The sequence below is a fragment of the Helicobacter sp. NHP22-001 genome (assembly GCF_030270165.1).
GTDB lineage: Bacteria > Campylobacterota > Campylobacteria > Campylobacterales > Helicobacteraceae > Helicobacter > Helicobacter gastrofelis.
Genome location: NZ_BSWS01000001.1, coordinates 359592 through 381133 on the forward strand (window position 1 = coordinate 359592; position 21542 = coordinate 381133).

The window sequence follows — 21542 nt, forward strand, 5'->3', positions numbered from 1 at the left end:
ACTAGGATAACTTAACGCTAATTTAGCGCACTTTTAAACTAAGCAGAGCCACAATATTACTCAAAAGGGCGATGATCCAAAAGCGCAAAATGATTTTATTCTCGGGCCAACCCTTGGATTCAAAATGGTGGTGCAAGGGTGCCATGCGGAAAATGCGCTTTTTGCGGGTCTTGTAGCTGGTAACCTGTAAAATCACCGAACCCGCCTCAAGCACAAACACAGACCCCATTAGGATCAATAAGATTTCATTGTTTGTAAGGATTGCCATGTAGGCGATGAACCCCCCAATGCTTAAGCTCCCACTATCGCCCATAAACACCTCTGCCGGAAAGGAGTTAAACCATAAAAACCCTAAGAGCGCGCCCACTAAAGCCATCGCCACGACCATGACCTCTCCGCTGTGGCTCACCTTTGGATAGAGTAGGTATTTACTAAACTCGGCATTGCCCACGACATAAATAAACACGCTAAGGCTCACAAGCACGCAAATGCTCGGCACCGTGGCTAGCCCGTCTAGCCCGTCTGTCAAATTCACGGCATTAGAGGTGGAGAGGAACACCAACATCCAAAAGCCCACAAGCAAGAGATTATGCCCTTCAAAAGAAAAAATGGGGTGTTTTAAAAAGGGGAAGTAAAGGTCTTTGTTTTGCATGAGCCCTAAGAGGGCGAGGGTAATAAAAAAAGCAAGCAAAGCTAACATGCCAAATTTATAGCGTGAGGTCACGCCGGCATTGCTCTTGCGGCTGATTTTGGTGTAATCGTCTTGCACCCCGATGAGCCCAAAGCCCACAAGGGTAAAAAGCCCTAAAAGCACGAAGAGATTGTCAAGCCGAGCGGTTAAAAGCGCAGCCACTAAAGTGGTGGCTATAAAGACCACTCCGCCCATGGTGGGGGTGTTTTGCTTGTTTTGGTGGGGGATATAAACCGATATGGGTTGGTTTGCTTTTTTTGCCTTTGCCCATGCGATGAATTTAGGCATCACAAAGACACAGCCAAAGAAACTTAAAAAAAACGCCATCCCTGAGCGGAAAGTCAAATACTGAAATAAATTAATGTGCAAAAGAGGGTAGAGGTAGTAGAGCATCTCCAAACTTTAGGGTAAATTAAGGCGCAATTATAACATAAAGCTACTTTTATACCAAGTTGGAATATAATAGGGATTTATCTGTGTGAAGGAGTTTGGCGTGCGGTTTGTGAGGGGCTTTAGAGCACATTTTTTATTGTCTATGGTGGGCTTGTCTGTGCTCTTGACCGGTTGTGTGTTGGTGCGCTTTTTTAATAAAAACTTCAGCCACAACCAATACCAGATTGTACGGGTGGTGTTGGATGGGCAAACCTTTGACTTTAAAGACTTGATAGAGGAAGCGCAGCACCCCCAACCCCAACCCCCCCAACCCCAAAGCAACTCTAAGAACCCCCCCAAAGACAAGCTAGAACTCTTGCAAGCCGAGTTAGAACAGCGCATTAAGAACTTAGACACCAAGGACATCTCTCCCGATGCGTCCATGATCAAAAAAGACATGAAGCATTTAGAGAGCGACATTAAACGCGACCAAACCCAAAAGCCCCCTACGCTGGTGAGAAGCCCTATGGGGCATATAGAGTTTGACCAACGGCAGCTAAGGGCCTATGGCATGGTTTACTGTAACAAGTACTTTTTTAGCTATAACTTTAGGGATGATGATCACCTTGTCTTAGACGACAAGGGGATCGCCAGAAAAGTTTGTGGGAATGAGAAATTGATGGCATTTGAGTTGGCGTTTTACAACCATTTGAAGGGCGTTTTTAACATCACAAGGGGCAAGAACACGCTTCTGCTCGAAAGCCCCACAATGAAAATCTACATGCAGCACTGATGCAAAGCCTATTAAACGCCCCCACTTCCAAACACCAAATCAAAGGCTCGATCTTTTTAGGCTTTCTCGTGCCCATGCACGCCTTTAGCCCCACTTTAAAGCAACTGCAACAAGAACACTTCAAAGCCCGCCACATCGTTTACGCCTACCGCTATTTAGAGGACAACACCCTAAAAGAAGCCTTGCACGAGGATAGAGAACCAAGAAACAGCACCAAACCCCTATTGGACATGCTGCGCCGTGAGGATTTAATCAATGTGGCGATCTTTGTGGTGCGCTATTTTGGAGGGGTGCTTTTAGGCGTTGGGGGGCTTATGAAAGCCTATGGCTTGTCTTTACAACTTTGTTTAGAACAAGCCAAATTAGAGCCCTTTGTGGTGCCCATGCACATTTGCGAATGGGTGGGGCTAGGGGCTTTGCAGGCTCTCAAGGCTAGGGGGCTAAAGTATGGCGTGCAAGTGGTGGTGAAGGAAACCCAAAGCACGGGGGCGTGGGTGGATTTGATCGGCGCGCCCCATCTTTTAGAAAAAGCACTAGGACATTGACATGCAAACCCTATATCTGTGGCTTAAAATCGTGCATATCTTAGCCGTCATCTCGTGGATGGCAGCTTTGCTTTACTTGCCCCGTTTGTTCGTCTATCACAGAGAAAACCACGACAAGCCCGAGTTTGTAGCGGTGGTGCGGGTGCAAGAGGCGCGCTTGTTCAACGGCATTGCCACGCCCGCCATGGTGTTAAGCATCCTTAGTGGTTTAGGGTTGTTTTATATTTTGGGCGGGCTAGATTTATTCCACTACGGCTGGGTGCATTTAAAATTGCTCTTTGTGCTGTTGCTCTTGCATTTTCACTTCATGTGCCGTAAGTGGATGCGTGCGCTCAAAAACGAGGGGACTTATAAAAGTTCGCGCTTTTTTAGGGTGATGAACGAAGTGCCGACCGCATGCATGGCGGTGATTGTGTTTGCGGTGGTGGGGAAATTCTTTTGATGGCAAAACCCACAGACAAGCAACAGCAAATCATCGGCATGTTCGACTCCATTGCCAAAACCTACGACACAGCAAATAAAGTTGTCAGCTTCAAGCAAGACCATAAATGGCGCAAAGAGAGCGTGCAAGAGGCCCTGCGCCATGTTTACGCCTTTAGAAGGGATCTAAAGGACTTAAATGTCGCAGACATTGCGTGTGGGACAGCGGATATGTTGTTGTGTGTTTTGGAGAGAATCGTTGCGTGTAAGGGAAGCGTGGCAAGCGTGTGTGGGATCGACCCGTCTGCGGAAATGTTGCGCCTAGCCGAGCAAAAAATCGCCGCAAGCCCCTTTAACCAAAACGCCCGTATCCGCCTAGATTGTTTGGAAGCAAAAAACTTACGCACCTTAGCTGATAATAGCGTGGATTTGCTCTCCATCGCCTATGGGCTGCGTAATGTCGTGGAGCGCAAAGAGGCGTTAAAAGAGTTTACTAGGGTGCTAAAAAAAGGGGGGGTGTTGTTGGTGCTTGAGTTTATGCGCCAAGATAAAAAGGGGATTTTAGGCTACTTGGCACACATCTACACTTCTAAGATTTTGCCCTTTGTGGGGATGCTTGTTAGCTGGAATTACAAAGCCTACGCCTATTTGCCAAAATCCATTGAAAGGTTCATCAGCGCAGATGAGCTAGAAGAGGAACTTAGTGATGTGGGCTTAGAGGTCGTCCAAAAGAGCCACTACATGTATAAAAGTGTGTCGGGCATTTTTGCGGTGAAACTCTAATGCATTTATTTCTACTACAAATGGCTAGTTTTGAGTGGGAGTTCATCCAAAAGAGCGTGCGCCAAATGCCCCCAAATGCGGTGGTGGTTTTGCCCGAGTATGCCGCGACTCCCTTTTTCTTGGAGCTCTTAAGTCTAGCCCCCGAGAAGATCGACAGCCACAGCCAAGCCCGCCTAGACCAATTACAGCTCTTAAGTGCCAAACACCAAATCACCTTTAGTGTCCCGCTTGTCTTATTAAAAGAGCAGGGCTTGTTGAAACACATTGCTTTAATCAGCCCACAGGATACGCAATTTTACAGCCAACAACGCTTAGTGAATTTTGAACACTGGGGGGAGGCTAGCTTTTTTGCCAACCCACAGCCCACCGCCTTTAAAACCCCCCCGATCCTAGAAATTGAGGGGATTAAAATCGCCCCACTCTTTGGGTATGAACTGCATTTTGATAGGCTTTGGGTGGCTTTGCAAGAGGCGGGAGTAGAGGTAGTGTTGGTTAGCACGGCTAGCACCTTTGAGTCGTTTGAGCGTTGGCGCTGTGTCTTGCGCTCAAGGGCATTTTGTAACTCTATGCTGGTGGCTAGGGCAAATCGTATCGGTATGGTGCGTGAAAACCAAAACATCCCATGGCGTTTCTATGGGGATAGTTTGATCGCCCTGCCCAATGGCAATATCGCCAGCAGTTTAGAGGGGGATTTGGGGGTGTTGCACTTGGAGGTGCATAAGGCGTATTTGCAGGCATGGGCTAAGGAGTGGGGCTTTCGTCCCCCAAATTAAGGAGAGATGATGATTGATAAAAAACGACTACTTAGCGATTTTGAGGGCGTGCAAGAAAATTTAGCCAAACGCTTTTTAGACCCCACAATTTTAGAAACTCTAAAAGAACAACTCATCGCCTACAAAGCCAAGAAACAAGAGCTCGAGCAAGCCCAAGAGTTCCAAAACAAAAGCTCTAAACTCTTTTTCACCTACAAGGACGACCCCGCAAAGGCACAAGAGTTAAAAAACGCCCTAGAGGCGAACAAAGTCAAGATCGCAGACCTAGTCGCCCACACCAACACACTAGAAGAGGAGCTAGACGCACTTTTACACACTATCCCCAACCTACTAGACCCCATCACGCCCTTTGGCAAAGATGAAAACGACAATGTAGAGATTAAGAGGGTGTTAGAACCAAAAACCTTTAGCTTTACGCCCAAAGAACACCACGAACTCGCCCAAGAAAATGGCTGGATTGAGTTTGAAAGGGGCGTAAAGATTGCACAAAGCCGCTTTAGTGTGCTAAGAAAAGAAGGTGCGCTTTTAAGCCGCGCGCTTTTAAATTTTATGCTCGATTACAACTACAAAGCGGGCTTTGAAATCGTGAGCCCCCCCATTTTGGTGAATACCCAAACCCTCTTTGGCACGGGGCAATTACCCAAGTTTAAAGAGGATTTATTCAAGGTGCAAGAGGAGGATTTGTATTTGATCCCCACTTCTGAAGTGAGCCTTACGAATTTATACGCCGATGAGATTTTAACTGCCGAAGAATTGCCCATTTTAATGACCGCTTGCACGCCGTGTTTTCGTAAAGAGGCGGGCAGCGCGGGCAAGGACACAAGGGGCATTATCCGCCAGCATCAATTTGACAAAGTGGAGTTAGTGGCGATCACCCACCCTAAAGAGAGCGATGCCATGCAAGCTAAGATGTTAGAAACCGCAAGTGGGATTTTAAAAGCCCTAGAATTGCCCCATAGATTCATGCAACTTTGCAGCGGGGACATCGGTTTTAGTGCAAGCAACACAATCGATATTGAGGTGTGGCTACCCGGGCAAAATTGCTATAGGGAGATTAGCTCAGTGAGTAACACTAGGGATTTTCAAGCCAGACGCGCCAAAATCCGCTACAAAGAGAACAAAAAGAATACTTTCGTGCACACTTTAAACGGCTCGTCTTTGGCAGTGGGGCGCACTTTGGTGGCTTTGATGGAGAACCACCAAGAACAAGATGGGCACATTAAAATCCCTAAAGTGTTGTTGCCCTACTTGCCTAGCACATTCTAAAGGTTTGGTATGGTGGATGAAAATCAAGAGCAACCCCAAAAAAATAAGACAACTAACCGAAAAAATGCCCCTAGTGACCTTGTAGAGGGGGAACAAAACAAAAGCAAGAGTGAAAATAAATTCTCTGTCTTTTTAGACCAGATTAAAAAATTTTTTAACAAAGAAAGCCCCCTTTTCAACGCTAAAAGCCCCAAAGAGTTTTTAGTCCGCTTGCATAGCTACCCTAGACTATACTTCTCTGTTTTGGGTGGGACGGGCCTTGTGGTCTTAATCGTTGTGGGTGCACTCATCACAAGCTTTGTTGCCCATGAAGAACACCATGAAAAAAAACTGAGCAAAAACACCGAACAACAACTTAGTAAACTCGTGCAAGTGGAGAAGAGCGAGAATTCGATTTTAGATAACTTGCCCACTTTAAAAGAGAGTAGCCGCATCCCCCTAAGCAATGAAGAGCAAGTCAACACTTTGATTAAGAAGGCTGAAATCCTCTACAACCATGGGCAAATCGATGAATCTTTGCAGGTTTTTAGCAACATCTCCAACATTTCATCGAGCATTGCTAACCACAATCTAGGGGTGATTAGAATGCGTAAGCACGACTATACAGGAGCCTTACAGGCTTTTAATGATGCTTTAGCGATTAAGGGTAATGATAGTGTGGATGCCATTGACGCAATGGCTGCTGCCTTTTATATCAACAATATGGATCTTTACACCCGCTATTTAAAAGTGGCCGTAGACAACATGTCAGAAATAGAAAAACAGCCCATTTACTCCTATGTCTATGCCCTGACTCTTTACTACGGAGGGCATTACTTTGAAACCCTATCTGCCTTAACCAACCCCAACTCCGATTTATTCAACGGGGATAGGCAACGCTTGGCGGCTAAGATATATTTGCTCTTTGGAGACGAAGCCAGCGCTATCACACAACTGAGCGCTACCGCTACTCCCAGAGATAATAAGGCTTTGGGCTTGCTCTATGCGCGCATGGGCGATTACGAACAGGCGATTGAATACCTGCAACGCTACAACGAACGCTACAAGGAAGATAAAGATGTGCTAGTGGCTTTAGAGCTCATCGCACTCAAATTGGGGGATTTTGGTGCCGTGCAAGACATCTTAAAGGCTCTTTTACACGACATCAATAAAAGCAAACACCAAGAAAAGATTTTAACGGACACTTACCCAATTGAGCCATCTCCTAATGCGTATTTTTTTGACATGAACACCATCCGCAAGGATTTTTGGAGTAGAAATTTTAAAGATGGACCCGGACTGCCCGTCAATCGGGTATTGTTTTACTACGCCCCCTACAAATTAGTCAATATTAAAAGTGCCTTGGGTGCGATCCAAGAGGGGGTGTTTTTTGTGGATAGCGGTGAGAGTCAGGATTTTATGGAGGCAGTCAATTTTTTAGAAAATGGTAAATATGGCAGCCTTGCCGACCGACACATGATCGCCGGGATCAAGCACCTAAGCCTCTTTCACTTACGCCTAGCGCTTAAAGAGTTTGAACTCTCGTTAGAAGATAATCCTAACAGCTCTGTGGCACATTACGATACGGGTTTAATCTACGCCCAGCTAGAGAACTTCCATAAAGCCAGATTCCACTTTAAAAAGGCTTACCACCTCGATCCTAAAAATGTCCTCGCTGGTATTTTTGCTGTCATGAGCACACGCCTAGATTACCGCGACCCTAGTGCCCTACTCAAACAAATCACTTTGGATTTCCAAACTTTGAAGTTTAGTGATCCCACAAGGCATGCCTTTTTAAGTTCTTTCCTCTCTTATTTAAACGGGGCGACCGATGATGATTTGAACTGGATGCAAAAGGCTAAGCGGCCTTTGAGCATTTACTACGCCTTAGGTGTAGCCTATGCCAACCGCACCCATAACAAACAAGGGCTAGTGAAAAACTTCGCCGCCCTAAAAAAAATGCGCCCCAAAAACATGCTCACAAGTGTGTTTTATGAGATGATGCTTAAATACCACGCCGATATCCGCCAAATGCTTGGGGCTTATGCCTTTTTAACCAACAAAAAGACGAACTTTGAGGAACTCATACATGGTCCGCTTTTGGCACGCAAGATGTATATCTACATGGGCTTCATCACAGGGCTTTTAAACCAAGAGGAGGAGGAGCTCAACGCCCGCTTAAGTGCTTCAAACAACCAAGAGATGAGCACAGATTTATTGCGCATGCTCGGCTTGCTCCACATTTTCCAAAAGCAGTATGAAAAATCCATAGGGATTTACAACGCCCTCATCGACAAGCTGGGCGATCACGAAATGGAGGTTTACGAATTGGCGAGTCTATCCTACATTGCTTTAAAACGCTTTGACGATGCCGCCTTGTTGTTAGAGATTGGCAAGAGCATGGATCCGGGCAATTACGATGTGCGCTATGGCTTGGGACTGCTTTACCAAAGAGTTGGTAATTTAGAGGCTAGCTTAAATAATTTTGGTGCGATTAAAGCCCATGATTTTCACTCTTCTTATTTTGATTTCTATTTAAGAGCACCCACAAACGCCCAAGATTTGCCATGAATGCCCAAAGTCTACTTGCCCCTCTAAACTCTGCCCAAAGAGAAGCTGTGCTCCATATTGACGGACCCTTATTGATTTTAGCCGGAGCAGGCAGCGGTAAAACCAAGACTCTAACCACCCGCCTAGCTTACCTCATCGGCTCTGTGGGGGTGCGCCCTGAAAACACGCTCACTTTAACCTTCACCAAAAAAGCCGCCCATGAAATGCAAGAGAGGGCGATGGCATTGCTCGGCACACAGCACAAACCTTATAAACTCAAACTCAGCACTTTCCACAGCTTTGGTTGCGCTTTTTTGAGAAAATACATGGGAGTGTTGGGGCGCACAAAAGACTTTATTGTCAAAAAACCCGAAGAACTTAAAAAAGAACTCAAACACATTTTGCTCCCCTACAAAAACAATAGTAATTTTCCATGGCAAGACGATTCTCACTTTCTCGGTCATTTATTTAAAAATTTTTTGCGGATCAAAAACCACCTCATCAAATGGGAAGATTGCTACCCCGATGTCAAAAAAGCGTTTAGGGCTTATGGAGAATATTTAGAAAAACAAAATTGGGTGGATTATGACGACCTCATCGCACTGCCCCATCTCATCTTAGAAGAAACGCCTACACTGGCGCGCCAAATCAGCGAGTATTACCAATACATCTCTGTAGATGAGTACCAAGACACCAACCCCTTGCAATTCAAACTTTTAAAACAACTTTGCAGCACCCACGAAAACTTGTGCGTGGTGGGTGATGACGACCAAAGCATTTACGGCTTTAGGGGGGCAGACATCAGCAATATTTTAGACTTTCAGAACCGATTCCCCAGAGCTAAGGTCATCAAACTCGAGCAAAATTACCGCTCCACCCCTGAAATCCTTAGCTGCGCAAACGAACTCATCGCCCATAACCAATACCGCCACCAAAAGACCTTATTTAGCCAAAAGAGCCAAGGGGGTGCACACACCATAAAAGCGAAGCATTTCCCAAACACCTTAGAAGAACAAGGCTTTATCCTTAAAAAAATCCTAGAATGCGCCGCTAAGGGAATCCCCTATGAGGAAATCGCCATCCTTTACCGCTTTAATTGCCTTGCTGAAGACATTGAAAAAACCCTACGCCAAGCTAAAATCCCCTACACTCTTGTGGGACAGACGGGCTTTTTTGAGCGCGCCGAAATTAAAGACCGCCTCGCCTATTTGCGCACGCTGGCTAACCCCCATGACGACAGCGCACTTTTGCGCTTGCTTAGCAAAGTTAAAGGGTTGGGCAAGGGTAGTGTAGAAAAAATCCAATGCATTTGCGCGCAAAATGCTTGTAGCATCGCTAAGGCTTATCAATCCCATTTGCTCCAAGGACTCCCCAGTAAAGCCCACGCTCGCTTACAAGAGTTTTTCACCCTTTTAGATGCCCTATCCCTCCAAGCCACGCACCTAAGCAAACCTAAGCAAGCTCTAGAGCTTTTTAACGCCTACGCCTACATGGACGATGGAGAACAAACAGATGAGGAAGTTTTAGAACGCTTACAAGCTTTAAAAACCATGTTTTTAGACTTTGTGACTGAATCTTTAGCATTAGAGAGCTGTGTATCCGTGCAAGATTTTTTAGACCAGAGCGTGTTAGAAACTCCAGCCATCCATTCAAAAAATTCTAAGGGGGTCAAGTGCATGACCGTGCATGCCTCTAAAGGTTTGGAGTTTAGCGTGGTTTTTCTCGTGGGCTTTGAAGAGGGCTTTTTCCCCTATGGCACAAAGGAGGCGGACATTGAAGAAGAGCGCCGTTTAGGCTATGTCGCCATCACAAGAGCGAAGGAAGAATTTTATATTTGTAGCACTAAAGAGCGCGCGTATTTTAGGCAAAAGCAAGTCAATTTGAGCCCATCCCGTTTTGTGGAAGAAGCCAAATTAGCCCCCGCCCCCATTCTACATGTGGGCGATTGCGTGCACCACTCCCACTATGGCTTTGGCTTGATTAAACACATTGAAGAGGGGCACTTGCAAGTCTTCTTCACGCATGGACTTGTGTGGCTTAGACCAAACTCTGTTAAAAAGATCGTGCTTTGAGGCTCTTACTTTTTATCCTACTCAGTTTGCCCCTAATGGCTGAGGGGCTTTTAGAGCAAGCGATCAGGCAAGCCTACAATAACTTTTACGCCAAATACCCCTTGAAAATCCAAGCCGTGCAAATAAGCCTTACTAGCGGCAACCCCGCCGTGTTGGAGAAAATTTTAAAGCAAGCCAAAAAGCCACAAGATTTAAATTTATCTTGGCGCAATCCGCAGTTTTTAAGCCAAGAGGGGCTGCTCAACCTAAGCCTACAAAACCAAAGCGTGTGGGTGCGCTATAAAATCAAAGCCACGATCCAGGTCTATAAGAGCAAGAGCATGTTAAGAAAAGACCAAAACCTAGACCCCAGCAACACCTACCAAGTGAGTGTTCCCTTCACCCGCTTTTTTGCCATGCCCATCGACTCGTCTTACATCAATAACTCTAGTGCAAGGAGTTTCTTAGCCGCCAACACGCTTTTAAGCATCGACAAAGTCGGGGCACAAATTTTAGTTTACAAGCACGAGATTTTCCACGCCACGCTAAGAGAGGGGGCGATCTCTTTAGAAACTTCTTTGCAAGCCTTAGAAAATGGAGTTTTGGATCAAGTGATCCAAGCGTTAAATGTGGAGAGTAAAAAAGTCGTGCAGGTGAAAATCACGGGGTTTTTAAAAGGGGAGGTGCTGTGAAGTTAGTCTTAGGCGTGAGTGGGGCGAGCGGGGTTAATTTGGCGTGGCGGTTTGTGGAAAACTTGCCGCTTGGAGTGGAGTTATTCATTGTGCTCAGTGCGCATGCTAAGAAAGTTGTGCTAGCGGAAATGGAGTTAAATTTTACAGACAAATTAAAAGAGTTGAAACGCCCCTACACCCTTTACAAGCACCACGAGATAGACGCGCCCATCTCTTCGGGCAGTTTCAACGTAGATGCGATGGCGGTGATCCCAGCCAGCCTCAACACCTTTAGCAAAATTGCCCATGGCATTTGCGATGACCTACTCACACGCACGGCTTCAGTCGCCTTAAAAGAGCAGAAAAAGCTTTTAATCGCCCCTAGGGAGTTGCCCCTGCACTCTATCGCTCTTGAAAACCTTTTAAAATTAGCGCAGACGGGTGCGATCATCGCCCCCCCCTTACTCACCTACTACACCAAACCCAAAGACCTAGAGAGCATGGAGCTGTTTTTAGTGGGTAAGTGGTTTGATTCTTTAGGGATCGAACACGACTTATACCCAAGGTGGGGGGTTTAATGCACCCGGCTATTTATCCGGGGACCTTTGATCCCATCACCAACGGGCATTTAGACATCATCAAAAAAGGGGCAAACTTGTTTAACCCCCTAATTGTGGCGGTGGCAAAATCCAGCGTAAAAAACCCCATGTTTAGCTTGCCAGAGCGATTAGAAATGTTGCAACTTGCCACGAAGTCTTTAGACAATGTCCAATGCCTCGCCTTTGAGGGGCTGTTATGCGATTTAGCGAAGTCTTATAGCTGTAAGTGGATCATAAGAGGGCTTAGAGCGGTGAGCGATTTTGAATTTGAGTTTCAAATGGGTTATGCCAATAAATCTTTAAACCCCGAGCTTGAAACCCTTTTTTTCATGCCCGCTTTGCAAAACGCCTTCATCAGCTCGTCTGTGGTGCGCTCAATCCTAAGCCACAAGGGGCAAATCGCCCACCTAGTCCCCCCCCTTGTGTTAGACTTCATCAACCAAAGGTTTTAGATGTATGTCGCTTTAGAAGGGGTAGACACGAGCGGCAAGAGCACGCAAATTGCCCTACTTAAAGAAGCCTACCCGCATGCACTTTTTACCAAAGAGCCGGGGGGCACTAAGTTAGGGCAAGCCCTACGCCAAAAGGTCTTGCATGAGAATTTAAGCCCACCTACGCAGTTTTTATTGTTCCTAGCCGATCGGACGTTGCACTTAGAGGAGGTGCTAAAGCCCAACGCCCATAAACTCATCTTTAGCGACCGCTCTTTGATCTCAGGGCTTGCCTACGCTCCTTATCCCTTAGAGCAAGCCCTAGAATTACACCGCTTACACGGCTTGTTAGAAGTGTTGCCCGATTGTGTATTTTTGCTAAAACTACATCCTAAAGCCTTAAAAGAGCGGATGCACACCAAAACCCACGACTTTATCGAATCCAAGGGGCTAGAGTTTTTAGAGCACACCCAAGAGCGTTTGTTGCAAGCTTGCCAACTTTTGGGGCTCAAAACCCACACCCTAGACGCAAGCCAAGACCCAAAGAGTTTAAATAAAAACATTTTAGAAAGGCTTAAACGGTTATGAAAACAAGTTTATTTCTCATCGGTTTATCTTTAAGTTTGCCCATGGCTTTAGGGGCAGAGCATTGGAGCTATGAAGCCCATACGGGGGCTAAACACTGGGATAAATTACATAAAGACTATGCGGTTTGTAAGGCGGGGAAAAACCAATCTCCCATCAATATCGAACATTACTACCATGCACCCGACAAAGAAAATTTTGTCTTTAACTACCACAGCACAGCCCCCACTTCGATCGACTATGCACACCACACTTTTGTGGCTAAGTTTGCCCACCCCAAAGATTCTACTATCTACAGAGATCACAAGTATAACCTAGTGAATCTGCACTTCCATATCCCTATGGAATTTGCCATCCATGGCAAGCGCCAACCCTTGAGCATGCACCTAGTGCATAAAGACGCTCAAGGGCGTTTATTGGTGGTGGGGATTGGCTTTACAATTGGGCAAGAAAATCCCTTCTTAACGCCTCTCTTAAACGCTTATACATACAAAACACCCCCCAAACCCCTCGCCTTAGAAAAACTTTTGCCAGACACGATCCACTACTACCACTTCAACGGCTCGCTCACAACACCCCCTTGCACAGAGGGCGTGACTTGGTTTGTCCTTGAGGAAACCCTTAGCCTCTCGCCCCAGCAATTTGAAGGCATTAAAAAAATCATGCACAACAAGCCCAACCAACGCCCCTTACAAAAAGACTATAACCGCGTGATTGTTAAAAGTTCGGCTATTGTGCGGGAGCATTAAGGCGCAAAATCGCTTGTTTGAGCTTGAAGGAGGGCAAGAATTGTGCGTTTTTAAAACCCTTGTTGAAGGTCATTTGGCGTTTAGCCAGCTGGCAAGTGTGCGTGGTGATGAGGCTTTCTAGCTCTGTCGCCTTAATTTCTCCCCTTAAATATTGCAAGCACTCTTTAGGTCCTATGGCTTTAAAGGGTTGGTGGTGCGTGCCGTACTTTTGAGCTAAGGTTTCAATCTCTTGCACCATGCCCCTTTTTAACATGCGCCTTGTGCGTTTGGCGATCTGTGCGTACAGGGCGGGCTTGTCTAGGGTTAAAATAAAAATGTCTATGGGGTGGCTAAAGGGCTCTTTGGGGTGGTTTTTAAAATAAAGGCTTGGGGGGGTGTTTGTGGCAAAGTAGAGTTTTAGCCCCTGGGCGGTGCGATAAGGGTCTGTGGCGTGCTTGGCGTAGGTGGGGTCAATTTTAGCTAAAAAGGCGTGGGGGTCTTTTAGAGCTTTGATTTGCTCTAAAATCTCTTGCTCTTGCTTTTGGCTGAGTGTGGGCTGTGGGCTCAAGCCCTCGATCACGGATTTTAAATAAAACCCACTCCCGCCTACAATCAAGAGTTGTTCGTGTTCTAACATAGCCCTTTCAAGCTCGGCTTTAAAGACTTGGGCATTGTTTTTTTGGGGGATGGTTAAAATGTCTATGCCGTAGTGCTTGACAAGGGCTAGCTCTTGTGGGCTTGGTTTGGCGCTGGCAATGTCTAGCTCTTGATAAACACTCAGCGAATCTAAGGATACAATGGGGGTATTTAAGCACAAAGCGATCTCTAGCCCTAATGCACTCTTCCCGCTCCCACTCGCCCCGATGATGGCAATGATTTTCAATGGGGCTTGTTATAGGTCTTTAAAAACCCGTCTAAATCAAAACGCTCTCTATAATTCTGGGTGAAAATATGCACCATAATGTCGCCCAAGTCAATGATGATCCACTCCTCATTGCTCTCATCCACGGCGTAAAAGGTTTCGCCTAGGGGTTTGAGCGTGGTTTTGAGGTGATCGAGCAGGGCTAGGGCGTGCTTGCCCGCTAAGGCGGTGGCGATCACCACATGCTCGGTGATGTAGTCTTGCTCTCTTAAATCAAAGGTGGCGACATTTTCCGCCTTCTTCTCCTCAAGCAAGGCGACGATTCTAGCAATTCTCATGGTTCTCCTTAAAGGTTGTCAGCACTCCGCTTTGCACTAGGGGGGGTAGGTGGGGGGAGATTTGGTGTTTGGCAAGCACGGCTTTAATCTGTGTGGATGAAATAGGGCATTTGATGTTTTCAAGAGATAAAAACGAGTGGGTGAAACTTGGGGGCGTGCTCAAGGGGTAGCCCTGCCTTTGCACCAAAATAAAATGTACAAGGTTGATAAGCTCCGTGTAGCCCTCCCAATCCTTTAAGCCCACCACATTGTCCGTGCCCATGACAAAGTAGAGCTTTTGGGGGGTGTAGGTTTGGTGAAAATGGCGCACGCTCTCAATGGTGGGCACGGGGCGGTTTTGTTTGATTTCATAATCGCTCACCACGACTTTGTCCACCCCCCTTAAGAGTTCTTGCATCCACAGCAAGCGTTGCTTGGGCGTGAAGGCGGGGGGCTTTTTAAAGGGGTTTTGGTGGGCGACTAGGACAAACAACCTATCTAGGGTAAAACTGGCTAAAGTTTGGTAAATCACCTCTAAATGGGCGATGTGGGGAGGGTCAAAGCTGCCCCCATACAGCGCAATGGTGGGCTTAGGTGTTGGACTCAAAACTCGATGCTTTGGTGAGCTTGGAGAATTTCACGCCCTTAAGCCCCCCGATTTCTAAATGCAAGTGCATGATGTCCGCCGGCTTGCCCCTTAAGATGATGGTTTCTAGGCAGTTGTGCGCATCCAAATGCACATGCGTGGTGCATAAAATGCTGATGTGGCTCTCGTGTTGGATGTCGATCATGCGCTGGTTGAGCTCTCGTTGGTGGTGATCGTAAATGAGCACCACAACCGCCACAATCAAGCCTTTGTCCTCGCTATCTGCCCTAGACCAGCTGTCCTCTACAAGGCGCTCTCTAATCATGTCGCGCACGAGCTCGGACCTAGATGAGTAGCCGTTTTTAATGATGCGGTTATCTAGCTCATCTAAAAGATTTTGTTGTAAGGACACCGAAAACCTAATGATCGCATCTTCTTTGTTTTCCATTGCACTCCCTAAAAAGCCCCATTTTAGCGCATTTGGGCGGATTTATCAAGTTTGATAAAGCCCCACAGCCCCAAGGACACCAGCACCATACAAAAACTCAAAATCTGCCCCATGCTTAAATGCCACACATAATAACCCAGCTGTGCATCCGCTTCTCTAAAATACTCTGCCACAAACCGCGCACACGCATAAGCAAAGCCATACACCACCATGAGCATGCCATGCGTTTTGCTGTAATGCCTAGCCACACAAATCACCAAGAACACACAAAAGCCCTCTAAAAATGCCTCTATGAGCTGACTGGGGTAACGCAACACCCCACCCACTAAAATGCCTATTTTCTCGCCAAAAATATCGCCCTTGGGCACAACCCGCCCAAAGAGCTCTTGGTTTAAAAAGTTACCAATGCGCCCAAAGACATAGGCTAGGGGCAAACTCACGGCGATCAAATCCAAGTAAATTAAGAAGTTTTGCTTTTTCACCTTGCTAAAGACCCACGAAGCCACCAAAAAACCCACAAGCCCGCCGTGATAGCTCATGCCTCTAATGCCGATAAACTCCCCGTTGTAAAAGGGGTTAAAAATTTGCCATGGGGCTTTGAGGTAGTAAAGCGTGTTGGGGTCGTAAATGAGAATGTAGCCCAGCCTTGCCCCCAACACTACGCCCACCTCAGCGTATAAAAAATAGCTCTCAAAGTTTGTTTGGCTAATGGGAAAGCGCGCGGGGTCTGTCTTTAGTGCCCTCTTGGCGAGAAAAAAGGCGACAACGAGCGCGCTCACATAGGCGAGCCCATACCAATGCACGGGGATAGAAAAGAGATGAAAAGCAATGGGGCTAAAATGGCTATAAATCGTGTTCCAGTAACTCACAGCAATCCTTGAAGTAAGGGGGTAGGGGGGCTTGAAATTTTAGCCCTAATAGCTCTAATTTAAAAGCGTGTAAGAAAAAATATTGATTAGGCTTTGCGCCGTAGAAAATGTCGCCCACAATGGGGTGTTTGAGGTGGGCTAAATGCGCCCTAATTTGGTGCGTTACTCCCGTTTCTATCACCACTTTTAATAAAGTCATTTGCCCGATTGTCTTAATGGGGGTGATGTGCGTAAGTGCCCTCTTGCCCTTTTTATCCACAAACGCCCGCACAAAGCCCTTTTTATCCTCTGTGTGGCTTTTTTGCACGCTTAAATTCTTTGACACGCTTAAAGGTTTATCTAACACCCCTTGCACTAAAGCCAAATACTCTTTATACACCTTGCGCTCTTTAAACGCCTCTAGGGCTTTTTTATAAAACTCCCCCAAACCCAACAATAAAACGCCGCTTGTGCTTTGGTCTAAGCGGTGGCAAAGTTGGTAGGGCTTGTGGGTGCGCTCTAATTCAAAACTAGACACATTTTGGGCTTTATTCAAGGCTAGAAACTCTGTCTCTTTGGCTAAAACCTGACTTTCACACTTTAAGACGCTTAAGGGGGCATTTGAGGCGATAAGCGCTCTAGCTAATTTGAGCCTTTGCCCGGCTACGCTCACTAGACCTTTGTCGATGAGCCTTTTAGCCTCTTTATGCGAGATTGTAAGCTGTTTAGCCAAAACCTTATACGCCTGTAACATTAATTGCCTTGATTAAAGTTTGGAGTTCTTGCTCGTGGGTGTCTATTTTGCTGTGCTTTAGCGTGGCGTGGTTTGCCAAAGTGGGGGCTAATTCGTTTTCTTGCACCAAATAAAAATTCTGCACGCAGGCAAACAACGCCTCTTGGTTAAAGATATGCGTCCCACTGATGAGCTTTACCCCAAAGTAAGCAGGTTCTAGGGGGTTGTGCCCGCCAATGGGGGCAAACGCCCCGCCCAAAATAACAATATCCGCGATCGCATAAAAGTTAATCAGCTCGCCCAAAGCGTCAATGAGAAGCACCCGACTATCCCACCTCAAGCCCCTAGAAAAACAGCTAAAATCACCTTTAAGTTTGGGGTGCTTTTCTAAATAGCTTCGCACTTCTTTAAAGCGTTCGGGGTGGCGGGGGACTAAAATGAGCTGTGCCGACTCGTCTAAGCTTAAAAACGCCTCTACAATCAGTGCCTCTTCGCTAGCGTGGGTGCTCGCCCCCACAATGCTTAAGTTTTTAAGTTTGGGGTAATTTTTGGTGCAAATGGGGGGGTTGAATAACTTAGTGTGGGGGAAAACACAAAGTGTTTTTGCTCCTAAGCTTTCTAACCTCTCTTTGTCTAGCACACTTTGGGCGTAGATAAAATCAATGTTTTTAAAAAGGGCAGTGTAAAAGGGCTTGAAGCGTTTGTATTTGGGGTAGGAGCGGCTAGAAATGCGGGCGTTGATTAAAAAGGTCTTTGCGCCCACAGACTTTGCCACAGCAAAGAGTTGAAACCACAGCTCCGCCTCTGTTACCACAAGGGCTTTTAACTCATCTAAATCCTTGCACCATAGAAATAACAAGGTTTCAAAGAGTAAAAAGTGCGCTTGGAGATTGTGGTGATCTTTGGCCAATTTTTGGGCGTGGTTGTAGCCCGTTTGCGTGGTGGTGGTTAAGAGTGTGGGCGTGTCCTTAAAGGCATTTAGCAAACACTCTAAGGACTTCACCTCGCCTAAAGAGCAAGCGTGCAGCCATAAGCGGGGCTTAAAGCTTAGGGCATATCTCCTAGCAAAAAAGCGCGCCTTGAGTGAGTGGCGGTATTTTGCCTTGAGGCTAAAGAGGGCTAAAAAGGGCGTGGCGCACAAATGCCCCACAGACAAGAGCGTTAAATACACAAACTTAAAAAAAGCCAAACCTTAAGCGGATTGTGCGGTGTCTATGTATAAAATCCTACCACAATGCGGGCAAGTCAAAATGTCGCTGCTGCTTAAAACCTCGGCATAGGTGCGATCATTAATACGGATAAAGCACCCCCCACAAGCTTGCTTTTTCACACTCACAACGCAGGTGTTGCCCGCCCAACGGCGGATTTTCTCATAGAAGGCGATGAGTTTATGGTCCATTTTCAAGGTTAAATCTTGCTTTTCTTGGAAGATTCTTTGCTGTTGCTCTTTAATCTCGGCAGTTTCTGTCTCCACTTTCTGCTCGAGCGTGGCGATCTCTTGCTCCAAATCCTCTAAGGCACTTTGTAAGGTTTCCTGCAGCTTGCTCTTATGCGCGCTCTCTATCTGCAAGCGTTCGATCTCTTTGTTGGCTTGGTTCGCCCGTTCTTTGGTGATGTCCTCTTCAATGCCTAGAGAGCGTAACTCTCTTTCGCTTTTGACTTGAGAAATCTTTTTTTGGATGCTATCGACTTTGGCGTTGGTTTCGTACAAGGCTTGTTCGTTCTTTTGGATTTGTAGGTGCAAACTGCCTTTTTCTTCTTCAAGCAAGGCGTATTCTGCCTGCTTTTTCTGTCTTGTGGCTAGGGCTTTGTCTAAGTCGGCTCTCTTGGCTTTAATCAAGGGCTCTAAAGCTTCAATGTCTTTATCTAACTTGGCAATTTGGATCAACTGCACTAAGTGGGCGTTCATGTCAAACCTTAAGTATAAATGGATTTTTACAATCGAGTAGTCTAACACACTTTACTTGAGATTGCAAAATGTAGGGCTCTAGCAAGTCTTTCAGCAAGGGTACAAAAAACTTTTCGCTCTCATAATGGGGGACTTCTAAGAGCGAAACCCCCACACTGAGAGCCTGCATGGCATCGTGGTGCTTGATGTCGCCCGTGATGAGGCAAAGATTGCTAGGGGGCTCTTTAAGCTCGTGTAAAACCCCACAGCCCGCCCCACACACCACAGCCACACGCTTAATTTTGGTTTTAGCGTCTGCTAGACGCACATAGGGCAGGTTTAAACGCTCTTGTACCTTTGTGGCTAAGTCCTCTAGGCTTATGGGGGTAATTTCAGCCACTAATGCCATGCCCTCCTCTTTGGTGTGGCTAAAGCCTAGAGTTTTGGCAAAGTAGGGGTTTAAATGGGTCTTGTCAAAATTCGTGTGTAGGGCTACAAGGGCACAAGATTTTTGTAACAACAAGGTGGCGATGTTAGCCGGGTAAAGGCTGGGGTTGAAGTTTTTAAAGGGTCTAAAAAATAGGGGGTGGTGAGTGAGCACCACGCTTTTAGGGGGCAACTCTTGCACTAACTCTAAAGTGAGCTCTAGGGCGATGGCGATGTTTTCATACGCAGCATGCAAACTGCCTAAATTCAGCCCCCCATTATCCCAACTCTCTTGCAAAGCAAAGGGGCTTAGCTGGTCTAAAAAGGCAAGAAGTTCGTTTAACTTAAGCATTTAGGCGGGCTAACCTCTCTGGCTCTTGCTCTTTGTATAACAAGGCACAGGCTTTGGCAAGCTCTCTAATTTTTAAAATGCACTCTTGGCGTTTAGCCACAGACAACGCCTTTCTAGCGTCTAGTACATTAAAAAAATGGCTAGAGAGCATCACAAAGTCGTAAGCCACTAGGGGCAGGTTTTGCTCTAAGCAACGCTTGGCTTCGGCTTGGTTGTTTTCAAAGCTAGCTTGCAAAAAGTCTAAATTGGCGTGGTTGAAGTGGTAATGGCTAAACTCATATTCGCCCTCCAAATGCACCTCTTTGTAATACACGGGCTTGTTATCCCTTAGCGTCCATACAATGTCCAGCACCGAATTGACTTGCTGAATGTAGGTTGCTAAACGCTCCACGCCATAGGTGATTTCTATAGGCGTGGGGCTGCAAGCAATCGAGCCCACTTGCTGAAAGTAGGTAAATTGCGTGATCTCCATGCCATCAAGCCACACCTCCCAGCCTAGCCCCCACGCCCCCAAAGTGGGCGACTCCCAGTTGTCCTCCACAAAGCGGATGTCGTGCTTACTAAAGTCAATGCCTAGAGCCTGCAAACTTTGTAAATACAGCTCTTGGATATTTAAGGGGCTTGGCTTGATTAAGACTTGAAATTGGTAGTAACTGCCTAAGCGGTTAGGGTTCTCGCCATAACGCCCGTCTGTGGGACGGCGTGAAGGGGCGACATAGGCCACGCTCCACGGGGTGGAGTCTAAACTCCTTAGCAAGGTGGCGGGGTGGAAGGTCCCCGCCCCTGCCGGGATGTCATAGGGCTGTAAAAGGGTGCAACCCTGTTTCGCCCAAAACTCTTGCAATTTCAATAAAATATTTGAAAAGGTCAGCACGGCGTTATCCTTAGCGTTTGATTAAGGCGGTCATGCTCTCTAGGGGGTTCTTGCCCTCTAAAAGCAGGTCTAATTCTTTAGCAATGGGGGCGTGGATACTCTCCCTTGTGGCGATTTGCACGATCGCTTTGGTGGTTTTGATCCCCTCAGCGACTTCTTGCAACTCTTCTATAATCGTGGCTAAGGGCTTGCAAGCGGCGATGCCTAGCCCTACGCGGTAATTGCGTGAAAGCACAGAATTGGCGGTTAAAAACAAATCCCCCGCCCCAGACAAGCCTAAAAAAGTTTCCATTTTGCCCCCAAAATGTGCCCCAAAACGGCTCATTTCCACAAGCCCCCTTGAGAGCAAACTCGCCTTAGCCCCCTGCCCTAACTCCAGCCCATCGCACACCCCAGCGGCGATAGCGATCACATTTTTATATGCCCCGGCGATCTCAGCTCCCCTAATGTCCTCGTGGATGTAAGAGCGGATGAAGGTGGGCAAACAGCTAGCATAGGCACTAGCCAGCGTGGCATTGTTGGAGTGTATCGCTAAAGCACAGGGCAAACTCGCCACAATCTCCTTAGCAAAGCTAGGGCCGGCAAGGTAGCAAATGTTTTCGCTTTTTAAAAACGCCCCCACAATTTGGCTCACAAAATGCCCCCCAATCTCAACCCCCTTAGCGGCGATCAACACCCGAGAGTGGGGGGGCAGTTTTGCCCTTTCAAACCACGCCCTCAAATGCTGTACGCTGATGGCAATGACAAATAAATCCGCCTCTAACGCCTCTTGTAACACGCATTGCGTGATGGGCTCGTGCTCCTTTAGCACTAGGTCTTTGTTTAAGGGCATGAGTAGGGGGGTTAAATCCTGTCTTGAAACGATCTTGATGGAGTTTTTGTGTCCCAAAGCAAAGGCTAAAGCCCGTCCCCATGCCCCTCCGCCAAAAACCGCAACTCGCATAGCCATCCTTTCAAAAATGCCTATTCTA

The 21542-nt window shown here is 46.7% G+C and carries 25 protein-coding genes; 13 read left to right on the forward strand and 12 right to left on the reverse strand.

The window, feature by feature from the left end; genetic code table 11:
* Positions 1 to 22: 22 nt before the first annotated feature.
* The gene (gene mraY, locus QSJ47_RS01885) at positions 23 to 1084 is read right to left on the reverse strand and encodes a phospho-N-acetylmuramoyl-pentapeptide-transferase (RefSeq protein ID WP_221272035.1); all 1062 of its coding nucleotides are present in this window, start codon (positions 1082 to 1084) and stop codon (positions 23 to 25) included.
* Between the two features lie 100 nt (positions 1085 to 1184).
* Between mraY and QSJ47_RS01890 the strand changes: the two genes are divergently transcribed.
* The 13 genes from QSJ47_RS01890 to QSJ47_RS01950 are packed head-to-tail and all read left to right on the forward strand — an operon-like array spanning position 1185 to position 13258.
* Positions 1185 to 1856 carry an META domain-containing protein gene (locus tag QSJ47_RS01890; protein WP_285602240.1) on the forward strand — a complete coding sequence of 224 codons (672 nt, stop codon included), beginning with the start codon at positions 1185 to 1187 and terminating at the stop codon, positions 1854 to 1856.
* Positions 1856 to 2401, forward strand: a complete 546-nt coding sequence (locus tag QSJ47_RS01895; RefSeq protein ID WP_285602241.1) for a YigZ family protein — start codon at positions 1856 to 1858, stop codon at positions 2399 to 2401. Before QSJ47_RS01890 ends, QSJ47_RS01895 begins: the two co-directional genes overlap by 1 nt.
* Before the next feature lies 1 nt (position 2402).
* Positions 2403 to 2843 carry a protoporphyrinogen oxidase HemJ gene (gene hemJ / locus QSJ47_RS01900; protein ID WP_221272037.1) on the forward strand — a complete coding sequence of 147 codons (441 nt, stop codon included), beginning with the start codon at positions 2403 to 2405 and terminating at the stop codon, positions 2841 to 2843.
* Positions 2843 to 3604 (forward strand): bifunctional demethylmenaquinone methyltransferase/2-methoxy-6-polyprenyl-1,4-benzoquinol methylase UbiE, encoded by a 762-nt coding sequence (gene ubiE / locus QSJ47_RS01905; protein ID WP_285602242.1) that lies wholly within the window; start codon positions 2843 to 2845, stop codon positions 3602 to 3604. The genes hemJ and ubiE overlap by 1 nt, the downstream gene beginning before the upstream one ends.
* Entirely contained in the window at positions 3604 to 4377 is a 774-nt protein-coding gene (locus QSJ47_RS01910; protein ID WP_285602243.1) for a carbon-nitrogen hydrolase family protein, read from the forward strand. The genes ubiE and QSJ47_RS01910 overlap by 1 nt, the downstream gene beginning before the upstream one ends.
* A gap of 9 nt (positions 4378 to 4386) precedes the next feature.
* Complete coding sequence (gene serS / locus QSJ47_RS01915; protein WP_221272040.1) at positions 4387 to 5643, forward strand: serine--tRNA ligase; 1257 nt, start codon at positions 4387 to 4389, stop codon at positions 5641 to 5643.
* Between the two features lie 9 nt (positions 5644 to 5652).
* A complete protein-coding gene (locus QSJ47_RS01920; protein ID WP_285602244.1) occupies positions 5653 to 8193 on the forward strand; it encodes a tetratricopeptide repeat protein in 2541 nt (846 codons plus the stop codon).
* Positions 8190 to 10244 (forward strand): ATP-dependent helicase, encoded by a 2055-nt coding sequence (locus QSJ47_RS01925; RefSeq protein WP_221272042.1) that lies wholly within the window; start codon positions 8190 to 8192, stop codon positions 10242 to 10244. The genes QSJ47_RS01920 and QSJ47_RS01925 overlap by 4 nt, the downstream gene beginning before the upstream one ends.
* Complete coding sequence (flgA, locus tag QSJ47_RS01930) at positions 10241 to 10915, forward strand: flagellar basal body P-ring formation chaperone FlgA (protein ID WP_285602245.1); 675 nt, start codon at positions 10241 to 10243, stop codon at positions 10913 to 10915. The genes QSJ47_RS01925 and flgA overlap by 4 nt, the downstream gene beginning before the upstream one ends.
* Positions 10912 to 11472 (forward strand): UbiX family flavin prenyltransferase, encoded by a 561-nt coding sequence (locus QSJ47_RS01935; RefSeq protein ID WP_221272043.1) that lies wholly within the window; start codon positions 10912 to 10914, stop codon positions 11470 to 11472. Before flgA ends, QSJ47_RS01935 begins: the two co-directional genes overlap by 4 nt.
* Entirely contained in the window at positions 11472 to 11945 is a 474-nt protein-coding gene (gene coaD, locus QSJ47_RS01940; protein ID WP_285602246.1) for a pantetheine-phosphate adenylyltransferase, read from the forward strand. Before QSJ47_RS01935 ends, coaD begins: the two co-directional genes overlap by 1 nt.
* Positions 11946 to 12512 (forward strand): dTMP kinase, encoded by a 567-nt coding sequence (gene tmk / locus QSJ47_RS01945; protein ID WP_285602247.1) that lies wholly within the window; start codon positions 11946 to 11948, stop codon positions 12510 to 12512.
* Positions 12509 to 13258, forward strand: a complete 750-nt coding sequence (locus tag QSJ47_RS01950; protein WP_285602248.1) for a carbonic anhydrase — start codon at positions 12509 to 12511, stop codon at positions 13256 to 13258. The genes tmk and QSJ47_RS01950 overlap by 4 nt, the downstream gene beginning before the upstream one ends.
* Here QSJ47_RS01950 and miaA read toward each other — a convergent pair.
* From miaA to QSJ47_RS02005, 11 genes are read right to left on the reverse strand one after another with little or no spacing between them, the layout of a single operon-like run.
* Positions 13239 to 14120 (reverse strand): tRNA (adenosine(37)-N6)-dimethylallyltransferase MiaA, encoded by an 882-nt coding sequence (miaA, locus tag QSJ47_RS01955; protein WP_285602249.1) that lies wholly within the window; start codon positions 14118 to 14120, stop codon positions 13239 to 13241. The genes QSJ47_RS01950 and miaA overlap by 20 nt on opposite strands.
* Positions 14117 to 14437: a ribosome silencing factor gene (gene rsfS, locus QSJ47_RS01960; protein ID WP_221272048.1), complete on the reverse strand. Its 321-nt coding sequence runs from the start codon at positions 14435 to 14437 to the stop codon at positions 14117 to 14119. The genes miaA and rsfS overlap by 4 nt, the downstream gene beginning before the upstream one ends.
* Positions 14424 to 15023, reverse strand: a complete 600-nt coding sequence (nadD, locus tag QSJ47_RS01965; RefSeq protein WP_285602250.1) for a nicotinate (nicotinamide) nucleotide adenylyltransferase — start codon at positions 15021 to 15023, stop codon at positions 14424 to 14426. The genes rsfS and nadD overlap by 14 nt, the downstream gene beginning before the upstream one ends.
* The gene (nikR, locus tag QSJ47_RS01970; RefSeq protein ID WP_221272050.1) at positions 15007 to 15450 is read right to left on the reverse strand and encodes a nickel-responsive transcriptional regulator NikR; all 444 of its coding nucleotides are present in this window, start codon (positions 15448 to 15450) and stop codon (positions 15007 to 15009) included. The genes nadD and nikR overlap by 17 nt, the downstream gene beginning before the upstream one ends.
* 23 nt (positions 15451 to 15473) lie before the next feature.
* Positions 15474 to 16319: a prolipoprotein diacylglyceryl transferase gene (gene lgt, locus QSJ47_RS01975; protein WP_221272051.1), complete on the reverse strand. Its 846-nt coding sequence runs from the start codon at positions 16317 to 16319 to the stop codon at positions 15474 to 15476.
* Positions 16294 to 17052: an RluA family pseudouridine synthase gene (locus tag QSJ47_RS01980; protein ID WP_221272052.1), complete on the reverse strand. Its 759-nt coding sequence runs from the start codon at positions 17050 to 17052 to the stop codon at positions 16294 to 16296. Before QSJ47_RS01980 ends, lgt begins: the two co-directional genes overlap by 26 nt.
* Positions 17036 to 18220 (reverse strand): lipid IV(A) 3-deoxy-D-manno-octulosonic acid transferase, encoded by a 1185-nt coding sequence (waaA, locus tag QSJ47_RS01985; RefSeq protein ID WP_221272053.1) that lies wholly within the window; start codon positions 18218 to 18220, stop codon positions 17036 to 17038. The genes QSJ47_RS01980 and waaA overlap by 17 nt, the downstream gene beginning before the upstream one ends.
* 3 nt (positions 18221 to 18223) lie before the next feature.
* Positions 18224 to 18940: a zinc ribbon domain-containing protein gene (locus QSJ47_RS01990; protein WP_221272054.1), complete on the reverse strand. Its 717-nt coding sequence runs from the start codon at positions 18938 to 18940 to the stop codon at positions 18224 to 18226.
* Position 18941: 1 nt separating this feature from the next.
* The gene (locus QSJ47_RS01995; RefSeq protein ID WP_285602251.1) at positions 18942 to 19697 is read right to left on the reverse strand and encodes a Nif3-like dinuclear metal center hexameric protein; all 756 of its coding nucleotides are present in this window, start codon (positions 19695 to 19697) and stop codon (positions 18942 to 18944) included.
* A complete protein-coding gene (glyQ, locus tag QSJ47_RS02000) occupies positions 19690 to 20571 on the reverse strand; it encodes a glycine--tRNA ligase subunit alpha (protein ID WP_285602252.1) in 882 nt (293 codons plus the stop codon). Before glyQ ends, QSJ47_RS01995 begins: the two co-directional genes overlap by 8 nt.
* A gap of 10 nt (positions 20572 to 20581) precedes the next feature.
* Positions 20582 to 21514, reverse strand: a complete 933-nt coding sequence (locus tag QSJ47_RS02005) for an NAD(P)H-dependent glycerol-3-phosphate dehydrogenase (protein WP_285602253.1) — start codon at positions 21512 to 21514, stop codon at positions 20582 to 20584.
* Positions 21515 to 21542: the final 28 nt, after the last annotated feature.

Bases quoted from the DNA above. Each gene is read 5' to 3' on its own strand.
- nikR (WP_221272050.1), bottom strand. From the start codon at position 15,450: ATGGAAAACAAAGAAGATGCGATCATTAGGTTTTCGGTGTCCTTACAA.
- hemJ (WP_221272037.1), top strand. From the start codon at position 2,403: ATGCAAACCCTATATCTGTGGCTTAAAATCGTGCATATCTTAGCCGTC.
- rsfS (WP_221272048.1), bottom strand. From the start codon at position 14,437: ATGAGAATTGCTAGAATCGTCGCCTTGCTTGAGGAGAAGAAGGCGGAA.
- QSJ47_RS01950 (WP_285602248.1), top strand. From the start codon at position 12,509: ATGAAAACAAGTTTATTTCTCATCGGTTTATCTTTAAGTTTGCCCATG.
- coaD (WP_285602246.1), top strand. From the start codon at position 11,472: ATGCACCCGGCTATTTATCCGGGGACCTTTGATCCCATCACCAACGGG.
- mraY (WP_221272035.1), bottom strand. From the start codon at position 1,084: ATGCTCTACTACCTCTACCCTCTTTTGCACATTAATTTATTTCAGTAT.
- QSJ47_RS01895 (WP_285602241.1), top strand. From the start codon at position 1,856: ATGCAAAGCCTATTAAACGCCCCCACTTCCAAACACCAAATCAAAGGC.
- tmk (WP_285602247.1), top strand. From the start codon at position 11,946: ATGTATGTCGCTTTAGAAGGGGTAGACACGAGCGGCAAGAGCACGCAA.
- QSJ47_RS01995 (WP_285602251.1), bottom strand. From the start codon at position 19,697: ATGCTTAAGTTAAACGAACTTCTTGCCTTTTTAGACCAGCTAAGCCCC.
- QSJ47_RS01990 (WP_221272054.1), bottom strand. From the start codon at position 18,940: ATGAACGCCCACTTAGTGCAGTTGATCCAAATTGCCAAGTTAGATAAA.
- serS (WP_221272040.1), top strand. From the start codon at position 4,387: ATGATTGATAAAAAACGACTACTTAGCGATTTTGAGGGCGTGCAAGAA.
- QSJ47_RS01980 (WP_221272052.1), bottom strand. From the start codon at position 17,052: ATGTTACAGGCGTATAAGGTTTTGGCTAAACAGCTTACAATCTCGCAT.
- QSJ47_RS01920 (WP_285602244.1), top strand. From the start codon at position 5,653: ATGGTGGATGAAAATCAAGAGCAACCCCAAAAAAATAAGACAACTAAC.
- ubiE (WP_285602242.1), top strand. From the start codon at position 2,843: ATGGCAAAACCCACAGACAAGCAACAGCAAATCATCGGCATGTTCGAC.
- QSJ47_RS01910 (WP_285602243.1), top strand. From the start codon at position 3,604: ATGCATTTATTTCTACTACAAATGGCTAGTTTTGAGTGGGAGTTCATC.
- QSJ47_RS01925 (WP_221272042.1), top strand. From the start codon at position 8,190: ATGAATGCCCAAAGTCTACTTGCCCCTCTAAACTCTGCCCAAAGAGAA.
- QSJ47_RS02005 (WP_285602253.1), bottom strand. From the start codon at position 21,514: ATGCGAGTTGCGGTTTTTGGCGGAGGGGCATGGGGACGGGCTTTAGCC.